Raw genomic sequence first — 13,531 nt, 5'->3', positions numbered from 1 at the left:
GCGACGTCGACGGTCCGGGCCGCAGCCGAGGAACGGCAGCAGGTGCCGCGGGTGCCTCACTCGGGGCGGTGGCAGACCGCCTCGACGTTGTTGCCGTCGGGGTCACGGACGAAGGCGCCGTAGTAGGTCGGGTGGTACTCCGGCCAGACCCGGGGCGCGTGGAGCACCTCCGCGCCGGCGGCCAGCGCGGCGTCGTGGAACGCCCGCACGGCGGCCCGGTCCGGGGCGGTGAACGCGATGTGCGCCTCCAGCGGGGCGCCGGCCTCCGGGGCCGCGGGCACCAGCCAGAAGTCGGGACGGTCGACGCCGTAGCCGATGGGTCCGGGCTCCATGATCCGGCGCCCGCCCAGCGGGGCGAGCACCGCGTCGTAGAACGCGGCGCTGGTCGCCAGGTCGCGCACCATGACGGAGAAGTGGTCGAGCACGTCGCCTCCCTGCGATCGTCGGGGACCGCGCCAGGCTACGAGTCGGCTACGACACTCCCCGCCCACGCACCCGAACCGCAGCCGCCAGCGCCGATTCAACGAGCGGCGGGTCACCCCCGGCACCGCCAGCGGACGCTGCCGATTGTGTTCACTGTGGATACGCTACGAACATGCTTCGGGTCGTCGGGGTGCACGGCATCTTCAACCGGGACGCCGGCCGCACGCCCCGAGAGGCCGCCGCCCGGCTGTCCACGGCGTGGGCGCGGGCGCTGGCCGGCTCGGCCGAGGCGGTGCCGATGGACGTCCGGGTGGCGTACTACGCCGACTGCGTCGCGGTGGAGACGCCGCAGGGCGCCACCGCCGGGCACCTGCCGCCGAGTGGGCAGCGGGCCCTCGCCGACTGGGCGCTGGCCATGGGCGCGCCCCGAGAGGTCGCCGAAGGGCTGGCCACGGTGCCGGTCCGGCAGATCGTCAGCTGGATCAGCCGCCGGTACGGCCTCGGGTACGAGGCCGTCGACAGGTTCGTCGGGCGGTTCCTGCGCGAGGTGCCCGCCTATTTCGACGGCCCCGGACGGGAGCCCGCGCAGGAGCGGCTCGCGTCCCTCCTGGCCGAGCACCGTCCACGGGTCCTCATCGCGCACTCGCTCGGCTCGGTGGTGGCGTTCGAGACGTTGTGCCGCCACCCGGAGCTCTCGGTCGACCTGCTCCTCACCCTCGGGTCGCCGCTCGGTCTGACCGATGTGGTGTTCCACAAGATCGAACCCCCCGCGGTGCGCCGGCCACCCGCCGTGTCGCACTGGTCGAACGTGGCCGACATCGGCGACTTCGTCGCGGTGCCGCCCCGGCTCGGTGACCTGTTCGACGTGGACGACCACCATCAGGTGAACCTCGGGCTCTTCGAGTTCCATCGGGCCGCGCGGTATCTCGCCGCGCCGCCCGTCGGCGCAGAGATCGCTCGCCGGGCATGACGCAGCGCGTTGCCCTCAGCATCGGGGTCGCCGCCGACAGTCCCGCCGGCGAGGAGGCGCACCCGGACGCGATCGAGGCGCTGCCGGAGGTCCCCCGCCGCGTCGACGCGCTGGCCGAGGCCCTCCGCCACCTCGGCTACGCCTGCACCGCCATGGCCGGCGCGCACACCGCGGCGGAGATCGGCGAGGCGGTGCGTACGGCGTCCCAGTCGCTCGGTCCGGACGACACGCTCGTGGTGCACGTCTACAGCCACGGCATTACCAGGAACGGGACGCTCTACCTGGTCGGGGCGGACGGCCGCCACCACGACGACAGCAACGTCGAGGCGTGGCTGCGTCGGGTCGACGACCACGACCCGCCCAAGGCGCCCCGGACCCTGTTCCTCCTCGACGTCTGTCACGCCGGGCTCGCGGCCCGGCTGCACTGGCAGGCGGCGCAGAGCGACGATCGGACCCGGGCCTGGGTGATCGCGGCCTGCGGCCCCCGGGAGGCGGCCTTCGAAGGGCGGTTCACCGACGCCGTGGCGCACGTCCTCGGCGAACTCGCCGACGGTCGGCTCGACCTCGACCAGTCGGTGCGCTTCGCGAGCCTGGAGACCATCGCGCGCGAGATCAGGCGGGAGGTGAGCCGGCGGGTGGGGCAGGCCGGTGCGCTGCACCAGCGGGTCACCGCCAACCGGGTCGACATCAGCTCGCCCCCGCTCGACCTGCCCTTCTTCGAGAACCGGGCCTTCACCGACGCGCAGGGGCGGCGGGCCCGCGCCCGGGTGGACGCCGCGGTGCTGCCGTTTCTCGAGGACGTGGACGAGGCGCTGGACGCCGGGCACTTCCTGTCCCGGGCCGCCGGCTACGGAGTGCTGGCGACCGACCGGCTCACCGGCTGCTTCAGCGGGCGGTCCCGGGAGCTGAAGAGGCTCTCGCCGTGGGTGAACCTGCAGGGCGGCGGCGGGCTGTGCATCGTGACCGGCGGGCCGGGGGCGGGCAAGTCCGCCCTGATCGGGCTGCTGGTGTGCGCGGCGCACCCGGAGCTGCGCGAACCGACGCGCCCGGTGTGGGAACGCGCGGAGCAGGCACCGTACCCGAACCGGCAGATGGCCGCGATCAGCGCCCGGGAGCGCAGCCTCGCTCAGGTCGTGGCGTCGCTGGCCCGCCAGCTCCACCTGCTCCCCGACGTTCAGGATCCGTCGGCCGCCGACGTCATCTCGGCCGTCTCCGCCATGCCGGAGGTACCGGTCGTGATCATTGACGGGCTGGACGAGGCGCCCGACAAGCTGGCCATCATGGAGCAGCTCCTGTTGCCGTTGAGCCGCGTCAGCCGGCCCGACCGGAACCCGGTGCGGATCCTGGTGGGCACCCGGCCACTGCCCGAGTTCGAGCCGTTGTTCACCGCCGCCGCCACCGCCGACACCGGTTGGGTCCTGGACCTGGACGACGTCGAGCCGCGCCGGCTGCGCGACGACGTGAGCGGCTACGTCTACAACCTGCTGCTCGCCGACCGGCGATGGGACGAGCTTCCGTACGTGGGCACCGCGCAGGTGCTGGCGCGGGCCGTGGCGGAGGCGCTGACCGTCGACACCGCCAACCGGGAGTGGGGCGCCTTCCTCGTCGCGGGCCTCTTCACCGGCTACGTGCTGAGCACCTTCCCCGAGCCGATCGCCGATCAGCCCACGGCCATCCGGCTCGGCAAGGACGTGCCCCGCACCCTCCCCGACCTGCTGGAGCTCGATCTGCGGACGCGGGCCACCAGCCCGTGGGTGGCGCCGGTGCTGTCCGCGCTCGCGCACGCCAAGGGCGACGGCATGCCGGTCCGGATCCTGGCGCACGTCGCGGCCGCCCTGGCGAACCGGCCCGTCCCCGAGCACGACGAGATCCTCGGCGTCCTCGACACCGTCCGCTTCTACCTGCGCAACAGCCCTGAGGTGGACGGCACGACCCTTTACCGGCTCTTCCACCAGGGGCTGGCCGACCACCTGCAGCAGGTGAGCGACGCCGACGCTGTCCTCGACGGTCTCCTGGCCGCGGTCCGCGTCGGCACGGACGATGCCGGGGCCGACCGGCAGTGGGAGCTGGCCGAGCCGTACCTGCTCCGGCATGCCGGAGCCCACGCGGCCCTGGCGAACCGGCTGGACGAGGTGCTGACGGACCTCGGTTATCTGCTGGTCGCCGATTCCGGGGCGCTGCTCGACCAGGCGGATTCGCTCGGTGCGGGCACTGAGGGCACGGCGGGACAGGAGCTGCTGGAGATCGTCCGCGCGGCGACAGCCGCATCCTCCACGGAGGGGGATGTGGCACACCGTCGACGGAGCATCGCCCTGGCGGCGGTCCGCCGCGGCCGCGCCGATCTCGCCGCCCGGCTGTTCGACCTGCCGGGCGTGGCGGACGCCTGGCAACCGCTCTGGGCCGACTCGACCAGCAGCGCGGTCACGGCCGTGGCGACGGGCTCGTACGACGGCGAAGCGATCGCCGTTCTCGGCACCGCCGCCGGCAGCCTCATCTGGCGCGACCTCCGCTCCGGCAGGCTGCTCGCCAGCGAGCCGTGCGTCCATCGGCAGGAGGTCACCGCCATCTGCGTCGACGACGAAGGCCCGCGAGGTGCCGTCGTGAGCGGCGACGTCAGCGGCACCCTGCTCCGGCACCTCTCCACCGAGCCGCACCCCCACGTCGTGCTGCAGGGCGCCGCCCGGCCGGAACTTCTCGCGCCCGCGCGGCTGGCCGGCCGGAGATCGGTCATATCGGTGACGTCGTCCGGCGCCGGCGAGGTGTGGGACCTGGAGCTGCGTCTCCGGGCGGCCACCATGACCCTGCCGATGGAGGTGGCGGAGAGCTTCCGCGTCAGCGGACGGGAGCGACGGATCGTGCGGCTGGCCGATGCGCCCCACGAGGCGGTCGTCATCGAGGGTTCCAGCGATCGTCTTCCGCTGCGACACGAGGCACCGGTGCTGTCCGCGGCCGCCGGCGCCCTCGACGACATGCTCCTGCTCTTCACCGGCGACCAGGGCGGGGTCGTGCGGGCATGGGACGGGCGCGGCGCGCTCATCGACGAGATCGAACTCGCGGCACCGATTCGTGGTCTGCACGCCACCGGGTCCGGTGATCTGCTGGTACGGGCGGGTGACGAGATCATCGCCTTTCATCTCGCGGTGCCCGTCACCTCACCCGTCCCGGGCGGGGAGGTGCGGTTGCGCACGCTGCCACCTGCTGCGCCCCCCTCGATCTATGAACCGGCCGGACCGCATCCGCAGGAGGAATCCCTCCGCTGGGGGCGCGGCAGGGCGGTGACCGAGGACGGACCTACTGCGCCGCCTCAGCCGGATGAGCAGAAGGGGCACAGTTTGCTCACCCTCATTCCGGTGAACCGCTCGGAGGCGGGAAAGACGGAGCCGGGTTTCGTCGTCGCCAGTGCGTACCGCTCGGACGCCGGTCACCACCGGAAGAAGGACGTCAACGCCGTCTTCGTCGGCAGCAGTGTCTTCGCCGTGGCGGACGGGCAGGACGACAGGCCGCACCCGGACGTCGCCAGCGCGACCGTCGCCGCTGCCTTGGGCGCCCTCGACCAGCAGTCGGCGATCGACCCTCTCCAAGCCCTGTACGCGGGAATCAAACGCGCCATCGCCAACCTCAACCGGGCCATCGGCGAGGACGACGGCCGCAAGGGCATGGCGGCGACCGTTGGCGCGGTGGTCCTCGCTGGCAGCAGGATCGGCGTCGTCCAACTCGGCGATGTGCGGGTCTACCGCGCGCGCAGGGATCAACCCCTCACGCAGTTCCCCACGCACGAGACCGAGAAGCTGGCCGCATTCCTGGCTGATCCGGAGTTCGCCTACCGCAACCACATGCGGGGGGTACCGGCACGGGTGCTGGACGGCCGCGACATCGGTCCCGTCGTGTCGGTACACGGGGCGCAGGTCGGTGACCGGTACCTCATCTGCAGCAAGGGGGTGTGGGCGCAGGCCACCCACGAGGACCTGGCGGCGGCACTGAGCGGGGCGGACACCCGGGAGACGGCGGCCAACCGGCTCATCGCCCTCGCCCAGGGTGAGAAGGCGACGGTGCTCGTCCTTGACCTCGTCCGCAAGAAGGGAAAACTGACCGCACTCCTGAGAGGCGCGTCGGACCGGCCCGGTGCGGCGGGCTCGAGTGCCTGAGGGCTCGGCGCACGTGCCGGGCCGCCCACCCCGCCGTTCTGCCGGCGGGCGTGAGCTGCTGTGATACGTCCCATGGCGGAATCCGAGGCGCGGCGCACCGTCGAGGCGGTGTGGCGGATGGAGTCGGGCCGGGTGGTTGCCGGCCTCGCGGGGCTGGTCCGCGACGTCGGCCTGGCCGAGGAGTTGGCCCAGGACGCGCTGGTCGCCGCGCTGGAGCAGTGGCCGCGCGACGGCGTACCGGACAATCCCGGCGCGTGGCTGATGACCGTCGGCAAGCGCCGGGCCGTCGACCTGTTGCGCCGCAGGCAGACCCAGCAGCGTACGCTCGCCGAGCTCGGCCGGGACCTCGACGAGCAGCACACCCCGGACTTCGACGCCGCCGTCGAGGACCGGATCGAGGACGACCTGCTCCGGTTGATCTTCGTGGCCTGCCATCCGGTGCTGTCGCCGCTCGCCCGCGCCGCGCTCACCCTGCGCCTGGTCGGCGGTCTCACCACCGGCGAGATCGCCCGCGCCTTCCTGACCACCGAACCGACCGTCGGCCAGCGGATCACCCGGGCCAAGCAGGCCCTCGCCGCCGCCAGGGTCCCGTTCGAGGTGCCCGGCCCCGCCGAGCGCGCCGAACGCCTCGACTCGGTCCTCGAAGTGGTCTACCTGATCTTCAACGAGGGCTACTCGGCCACCGCCGGCGACGACTGGATGCGCCCGGCCCTGGTCGAGGAGGCGTTGCGGCTGGCCCGGCTGGTGCAGGGGCTGATGCCCGACGAGCCCGAGGTGCACGGCCTCGCCGCGCTGCTGGAGATCCAGGCGTCCCGGACCCGCGCCCGCACCGGCCCGGACGGCGAACCGATCCTCCTCAACGACCAGGACCGCGGCCGCTGGGACCAGTGGCTCATCCGCCGCGGCCTGGCCGCCCTGGACCGGGCCCGCACCGACCACCCCGGCCCGTACGCCGTCCAGGCGGAGATCGCGGCCTGCCACGCGCGGGCGCGTACCCCCGAGGAGACGGACTGGGCGCGGATCGCGACGCTCTACGCGGAGCTGGCCCGGCTGGTGCCCTCACCCGTGGTGGAGCTGAACCGGGCCGTCGCGGTCGCCCAGGCCGACGGGCCCGCCGCCGGCCTGGACCTGGTCCGGAAGCTGGCCGCGGAGCCGGCGCTGGCCGGTTACCACCTGCTCCCCAGCGTGCTCGGTGACCTGCTGGTCAAGCTCGGCCGGCAGGACGAGGCCCGGGTCGAGTTCGAGCGGGCCGCGGCCCTCACCGGCAACGCCCGGGAGCGTGCCCTGCTGCTGTCCCGGGCCGCGGAGTGTGGCCCGAAAAAATCTTGAGAAGTCATGTCGGATCCCGGTCGGCCCGTGCGACGCGTCAGCGAGACCAACCGATGAGGAGACCGAGATGACCAGTACGACGCTGACCCGAGCCACCACGCCGGCGGTCCGGACCGTGACGCTGCTGCGGGCCGGGGCCACCGCCGGGCCGCTGTTCGTCGGGCTGGGCCTGGCCCAGGCGTTCACCCGCGACGGCTTCGACCTCAGCCGGCAGCCGCTCAGCCTGCTCACCCTCGGCGAGTACGGCTGGCTCCAGATCGGCAACTTCGTCGTCTCCGGGCTGCTGGCCCTGGCCGGGGCGGTCGGGCTCCGCCGGGCGCTGCGCGGTCAGCCGGCCGGGACGTGGGGGCCGGCGCTGGTGGCCGTCCTCGGCGTCGGCCTGATCATCGCCGGGGTGCTCCGCCCCGACCCGAGCATGGGTTGGCCGGCCGGTGCCCCGGCGGGCAACCCGCCGACGATGAGCTGGCACTCCTACGGCCACGGGGTCGGCGCGATGCTCTCGTTCGGGTCGCTCACCATCGCCTGCCTGGTGTTCGCCCGGCGCTTCGGCCGGCTGGGCGCGCTGCTGTCGGTGCTGGTCGCGCTGGCCACGGTCGTCGTGATGGCCTGGCCCGACCAGGGCAGCATCAGCGTCCGGATGGTCCTCGGCTCGGCCCTCGTCTTCGGCTGGCTCACCGCCGTTTCCCTGCACACCATCAACGAGAGGAAGCACTGAGATGCGCTACATGATGATGCACAAGCTCGACGAGTCCGTTCCGGGCACCTTCGAGCCCACCCCGGAGTTCATGACGACGATGGGGGCCTACTTCGAGGAGGTCGCCAAGGCCGGCATCCTGGTCGCCGCCGAAGGGCTCTGCAAGAGCAGCGAGGAGTCGGCGCGGATCACCGCCACCAAGGGCAAGAAGACCATCACCGACGGGCCGTTCACCGAGACCAAGGAGCTGATCGCCGGCTTCGGCCTGGTGGAGGTGCGGTCGAAGGAGGAGGCGGTCGAGTGGGCCAAGCGCTTCGTCGACGTCTTCGTCCAGCACGGCATCGACGTCGAGGTCGACGTGCGGCGGGTCAGCGAGGGCCCGCACGAGGGCTGACCGGCCCGACGAACACGGGCGGGGGTGCCGGGGTCACGACCCGGCGCTCCCGCCTCGGCGTCGGGTCAGCCGAGGGGGATCTGGACGGCGACGTCGTGCTTCGGGTAGTACTCGTTCACCCGCTGCGCGCCGTACTTCGCCCGGAACAGGTCCACCACGTGCTCGACCTGCGCGGCATCGGTGATCGGCGTGACGCTGGAACTCAGTGCCGTGCCGTTCGCTGCCACCTGGATCATCGGCGTGCGGCGGACGTTCTTGTACCACTGGCTGTCCGAGCCGGTCACCGGCACCAGGAACAGGTTGTCGTCCTCCTGGACGAACCACACCGGGTGGGAGATCTGCCGGCCGGTCCGCCGGCCGGTCACGGTGATCTCCACCTCGCGTACGCCCTCCAGGGCGTTCCAGATCGCATTGGCCACGACGCCCTCCGACCGTCCGGACTGGGTCCCCGCCTGCCAGGCTAGGGACCGCGACGCCGGTCCGCCGCCGGTTCCGGCAGACACCACCTTTCCGGTACGGCCGCCCCCCGCCCCGAGGGCCGGCCGGCGGCGCCGGGCCAGCCCTTCCGCGCCCGCCGCCGTCCCGGCCGGCCAGGTCGGCGTAGGCGCTGCTCACGTTCCTGGCTGGCCCGGGACACGCGGGCGTCGATGTGGCCGTCCGAAAAGGATTGGCAGCGGCCGGTAGCATGCACCGGGGGTAGCGGAGGCTTCCCTGCACCGTGACGGGCGGAGCATCGGCGCTCACCGCCCCTGACGTCGGTGAAGCCCTACACACGGGGGGAAACAACACATGTTCGAGCGGCTGGGCCGGTTCGTGGTGCGCAGGGCGTGGTGGGTGATCGTCGGCTGGCTGGTCGCGGCCGCCGCCATCATCGGCACCACACCGTCGCTGGGCGACATCACCTCGGCCGACCAGGGCAGCTTCCTGCCCCACTCCTACGAGGCGGTGCAGGCCGCCGAGCTGGCAAAGAAGGTCTTCCCGCAGCAGGTCGCCGCGACCGCGGCCATCGTGGTCAAGCGCGCCGACGGCAAGCCGCTCACCCCGGCCGACGAGGCGAAGGTGGGCGAGGTCGCCCAGACGCTCAAGGCCAAGAACATTCCCAGCACCTCCGGCTACCTGACGGGCCCACAGGCGGTGGCGCCGGACAAGTCGGTGCAGGTGGTCAACGTCGGGCTCGACGCGAAGACGCCGGACGACCCGGCCCTGCTCCAGGCCGTACGCGATCTGCGGGCCGACCTCGGCCCGGCGCTGGCCGGCAGCGGCCTGACCGCGGGCGTGGCCGGCGACGTGGCGAGCTTCGTCGACAACGAGGACACCTTCAACCAGGCCTTCGCCGTGGTCGGCGTCGCCACGATCGTCCTGATCATCGGGCTGATTCTGATTATCTTCCGCAGCCCCATCGCCGCGCTGCTGCCCGTGGTGGTCGTCGGCCTGGTGCTGACCGTCACCACCGGCCTGGTCGCCGCGGCCGGCAAGGCGTTCGACCTCAACGTCAGCCAGGACCTGCAGACCATCTTGCTGATCGTGCTCTTCGGCATCGGCACCGACTACATCCTGTTCCTGCTCTTCCGCTACCGGGAGCGGCTGCGCGCCGGCGACGACAAGCGCACCGCCATGGTGGTCTCCGTCCAGCGGGTCGGCGAGGTCATCACCTCGGCCGCCGGCGCCGTCATCGTCGCGTTCCTGGTGCTGCTGCTGGCCTCGCTGGGCTTCTTCGGCTCGCTCGGCCCGGCGCTCGCGATCGCCGTCGGGGTCATGCTGATCACCTCGCTCACCCTGGTCCCGGCGCTGGTCTCGCTGCTCGGCCGGTACGTCTTCTGGCCGTCGAAGGCGTGGCAGCGTACCCCCGAGGCCAACCTGGCCCGCCGCCTCGGGAAGGTGATCGGACGCCGCCCGGCGCTCGTCGCCGCCGCCTCCGGCGCGCTGCTCGTGGCGCTCGCCGCCGGATCGCTGGCCTACCAGGCCGACTACGACTTCAGCTCCGGCTTCCCGCAGGACACCGAGTCGGCGAAGGCCGCGACCGACCTGCAGCGCGGGTTCGCCGCGGGCGCGCTCGCCCCCACCGAGGTCTACCTGAGAACCGACAACGGCACGCCCCTGACCGACCAGCAGCTCAACGAGTTCGCGGCGGCCGCCGCGAAGGCGCCCGGGGTGGGCCAGGCGCAGCCGCCGGAGCGCAGCAACGACCCGAGCGTGGCCCGGGTCAACCTGCTGCTGGATGAGAACCCGGTCTCCAACGAGGCCATCACGCTGGTCCGCGACGACCTGCGCGACGACCTGCACGCCGCGGCACCACCGGGCACGAAGGCGCTGGTCGGCGGCACCACCTCGATCTTCGCGGACATCAACTCGGCCAACAACCGGGACCTGTCGGTCATCCTGCCGGTGGCGGCCGCCCTCATCGCGCTCATCCTCGCGCTGCTGCTGCGCAGCCTGGTCGCGCCGATCTACCTGGTCATCGCGGTGCTGCTCAACTTCGCGGCGACGCTGGGCGCCACCGTCTACCTCTTCCAGGGCTTGCAGGGCAAGCCGGGGATCACCTTCCAGCTACCGATCATCCTCTATCTCTTCGTGGTGGCGATCGGCACCGACTACAACATCCTCATGATCGCCCGGCTGCGGGAGGAGGCGCGGGAGGGCAACGAGCCGCACGAGGCAGCCGCCATCGGCGTGGAACACGCCGGGCCCACGGTCGCCGCGGCGGGCCTGATCCTCGCCGGCACGTTCGCGGTGCTGATGCTCGCGCCGATCTCGTTCCTGCAGCAGATGGGCTTCGCGGTGGCGATCGGCATCGTGCTCTCCGCGTTCGTCATGTCGATGTTCTTCGTGCCGGCGCTGACCGCGCTGATCGGGCACAAGGCATGGTGGCCCGGGCACGGCGACGAGCGGCCCGGCGGCAAGCCGCAGGCGCCGCCGGAGCCGGCCAGCATGGCGAACGTGTAACGCGCGGCCGGGAGACAATTCCTTACCCCATCGATCTTGACTGATGGGGTGACGGCGACGACGCTGTGCGTAGCCGGTGCAGTCGGGGTGGTCCATCGGCCACCCCGACCGCACGGCCTTCTGGATCGCTCGCCGGAAGGACTCTCATGAGGAGTACAGGAAGATCCCACGGACCGCGCCGATTCCTCGCCCTGCTCGCCCTGCCCCTGGCGCTCGCCGTCAGCGCCCCCGGCTTCGCCAACCCGACCACGGACCGCACCGTCGCCCCCGACCGAGCCTCCACCGGTAACCAGGACGGCGTCGGCCTGATGCGCATCGTCGTCGCCGACAGGTCCGGCATCGACCGCCTCACCGACCTCGGCGTCGACCTCGCCGAGTACGTCAAGCCGGTCGACGACGGCATCGAGGTGCACGCCGTCCTCAGCCCCGAGGAGAGCCAGGCCCTGCGCGACCAGGGCTTCGACGTGCGGGACGCCATCTCCGACCAGAGCGACCACGCCCGGAACATGGCCGAACGGTCCGCCGCCATCCGCGCCGCGACCGCCGCCACGGCCGGCGTCGACACCCTCACCGTGCTGCGGGCCGAGTGGTTCACCAGCCTCGACAACCAGCTCTTCCTCAACATCGAGGTGAAGTCCAGCGCCGGCACCGACGCCACGACCGTGCTCACGGCGAGCTGGGACAGCGGGCCCGGCACGCAGATCGGCTCCGGCGGAACCGCCACCATGTCCCGGTTCACCGACGCCGGCCAGTACATGTACCACCGGTTCAGCAACCCGGTCCCGATCACCGCCAAGCCGGCCAGGGCCACCATCACCAGCAGCCAGGGCGGCTCGGCCACCGTCGACGTCACCAAGTGGCTGGGTAGCCCACGCAAGAACCCCGGCAAGCACCCGTACGTGTCGGACTTCGTCGACCACTACCTGGACCCGACCGAGGTCACCGCCCGGTTCACCGGCCTGGCCGCAGAGTTCCCCACGCTCACCGAGCTGATCGACCTGCCGTACAAGACCAACGGCTACCGGCGCAAGGCCCAGGCCCAGTTCGGCACCGCCGCCGCCAGCACCCTCTACGTCACCTCCACCGCGTACGGGCACCAGGGCGGCAACGACCTCACCATGGCACTGGTCGACCCGGGCGCGGCCAACGCCCCGTTGACCGTCAGCGTGGCCGGCAAGGCGGTCACCGTCAGCCTGGCCACCGACGGCACCGGCGCGACCACCAGCACGGCGGCGCAGGTCGTCGCCGCGGTCAACGGCAACACCGCCGCGGCCGCGCTGCTCACCGCCAGCACGTACCGGGGCAACGCCGGCGCCGGCGTGGTGGCCGCCGCCCCGGCGACCAGCCTGACCGACAACCTGAAGGCGCCGGCGAGCGTGTCCCGCGAGCCGTTCCAGATGAAGGTGCTGCGCATCGGCAAGCACCGCGACGGCTCGAAGATCGGCGTCTTCCTCTACTGCCAGGAGCACGCCCGGGAATGGGTGACCCCGCTGGTCTGCGTGGAGTCCGCCGAGCGGCTGCTGCGCAACTACGCGCGGGACCCGGACACCCGCAAGATCGTCGACGGCCTGGACATCTTCATCCTGCCGGTCGTCAACCCCGACGGCGCGCACTACAGCATGTACGACTTCAACATGCAGCGGCGGAACATGACCAACCACTGCCCGGCGACCAACGCCGACCCGGGCCGCCGCAACTCGTGGGGCGTCGACGTCAACCGGAACTTCTCGGTCGGGTCCGTCTTCGACGGCTACGTCGGCGCGTCGGCGACCAACTGCGTCAGCGACACGTACGCCGGCCCCGCGGAGCTGTCGGAGCCGGAGGCGCGCAACGAGGTGTGGCTGGTCGACCACTTCCCGAACATCAAGCTCTCGATGAACACCCACTCCTACGGCGGGTACTTCATGTGGCCGCCGGGGGCCTACAAGGCCGAGGGGCGGGAGGTGCTGCCGCGCGTCGACCAGGGCACCGAGGCGTACTTCTGGACCTCGTCGGACTACATCCTGTCCCGGGTGCAGGAATACCGAGGCACGGCGATCTGGCCGGGCCGCACCGGACCGGTGACCGACGTGCTCTACTCGGCGGCCGGTAACAGCGCCGACGAGCACTGGTACAACCGGGGCATCATCGGCTGGGACTTCGAGGTGGGCGCGGACATCTACGACCCGGCGACCGGGCGGTTCAACGCGGTCGGCTTCCAGCCGCCGTTCGCCGAGGGGCACGAGGAGGCGATGGAGTTCGCCAACGGCAACATCGCGATCCTCGAGGTGGCCCGGGCGTACGCGACGGACAAGAGCCAGCCTCGGACGTCGCTGGAGGTCGTCGAGCGGGAGCCGGGGGCGACGGCGTTCACGTTCCGCACCAGTGAGCCGGCGAACGTGTACTACACGCTCGACGGGAGCCGGCCGACGTACGACTCGCCGAAGTTGGCGCTGGCCGGGATGCGTGAGGGGGTGCAGAACATCACGGTGACCAGCGACACCACGGTGAACTGGTTCTCGATCGACATCGCCGGCAACGTGGAAGGCAACTACAAGCCCGAGGGGCAGGGGAAGAACTACCACAAGCAGCGGGTGAGTGTTCAGTAGCCGTCATCGCGTGCACACCGGTGGCCGCCGACGAGGTGTCGGCGG

The 13,531-nt window shown here is 72.1% G+C and carries 9 protein-coding genes; 7 read left to right on the top strand and 2 right to left on the bottom strand.

Annotated features, from left to right (window positions below; translation table 11 throughout):
* Positions 1 to 56: 56 nt before the first annotated feature.
* The gene (locus tag ACIBPB_RS00510) at positions 57 to 425 is read right to left on the bottom strand and encodes a VOC family protein (RefSeq protein WP_396837524.1); all 369 of its coding nucleotides are present in this window, start codon (positions 423 to 425) and stop codon (positions 57 to 59) included.
* 170 nt (positions 426 to 595) lie between these two features.
* Here ACIBPB_RS00510 and ACIBPB_RS00505 point away from each other — a divergent pair, with 170 nt between their 5' ends.
* The 5 genes from ACIBPB_RS00505 to ACIBPB_RS00485 all read left to right on the top strand — a co-directional run bounded on the left by ACIBPB_RS00505 (position 596) and on the right by ACIBPB_RS00485 (position 7,955).
* Positions 596 to 1,393, top strand: coding sequence for a hypothetical protein (locus ACIBPB_RS00505; protein WP_396837523.1), 798 nt, complete (start codon positions 596 to 598; stop codon positions 1,391 to 1,393).
* A complete protein-coding gene (locus tag ACIBPB_RS00500) occupies positions 1,390 to 5,538 on the top strand; it encodes a protein phosphatase 2C domain-containing protein (protein ID WP_396837522.1) in 4,149 nt (1,382 codons plus the stop codon). Before ACIBPB_RS00505 ends, ACIBPB_RS00500 begins: the two co-directional genes overlap by 4 nt.
* A gap of 72 nt (positions 5,539 to 5,610) precedes the next feature.
* Positions 5,611 to 6,867, top strand: coding sequence for an RNA polymerase sigma factor (locus ACIBPB_RS00495; RefSeq protein WP_396837521.1), 1,257 nt, complete (start codon positions 5,611 to 5,613; stop codon positions 6,865 to 6,867).
* Between the two features lie 67 nt (positions 6,868 to 6,934).
* On the top strand, positions 6,935 to 7,582 hold the full coding sequence (locus ACIBPB_RS00490; RefSeq protein ID WP_396837520.1) for a DUF998 domain-containing protein: 648 nt from the start codon (positions 6,935 to 6,937) through the stop codon (positions 7,580 to 7,582).
* Position 7,583: 1 nt separating this feature from the next.
* Positions 7,584 to 7,955 (top strand): YciI family protein, encoded by a 372-nt coding sequence (locus ACIBPB_RS00485; RefSeq protein ID WP_396837519.1) that lies wholly within the window; start codon positions 7,584 to 7,586, stop codon positions 7,953 to 7,955.
* Positions 7,956 to 8,020: 65 nt separating this feature from the next.
* On the opposite strand, the gene ACIBPB_RS00480 is transcribed toward ACIBPB_RS00485, so the two are convergent.
* Entirely contained in the window at positions 8,021 to 8,374 is a 354-nt protein-coding gene (locus tag ACIBPB_RS00480; protein ID WP_396837518.1) for a nitroreductase/quinone reductase family protein, read from the bottom strand.
* Between the two features lie 370 nt (positions 8,375 to 8,744).
* Here ACIBPB_RS00480 and ACIBPB_RS00475 point away from each other — a divergent pair, with 370 nt between their 5' ends.
* Both ACIBPB_RS00475 and ACIBPB_RS00470 read left to right on the top strand, forming a co-directional pair.
* Entirely contained in the window at positions 8,745 to 10,898 is a 2,154-nt protein-coding gene (locus tag ACIBPB_RS00475; RefSeq protein WP_396837517.1) for an MMPL family transporter, read from the top strand.
* 146 nt (positions 10,899 to 11,044) lie between these two features.
* Positions 11,045 to 13,486: a M14 family zinc carboxypeptidase gene (locus tag ACIBPB_RS00470; protein WP_396837516.1), complete on the top strand. Its 2,442-nt coding sequence runs from the start codon at positions 11,045 to 11,047 to the stop codon at positions 13,484 to 13,486.
* Positions 13,487 to 13,531 lie beyond the last annotated feature (45 nt).

Source organism: Micromonospora sp. NPDC049836 (genome assembly GCF_044465125.1).
Lineage (GTDB): Bacteria > Actinomycetota > Actinomycetes > Mycobacteriales > Micromonosporaceae > Micromonospora.
This window is presented reverse-complemented; position numbering and strand designations above follow the sequence as displayed.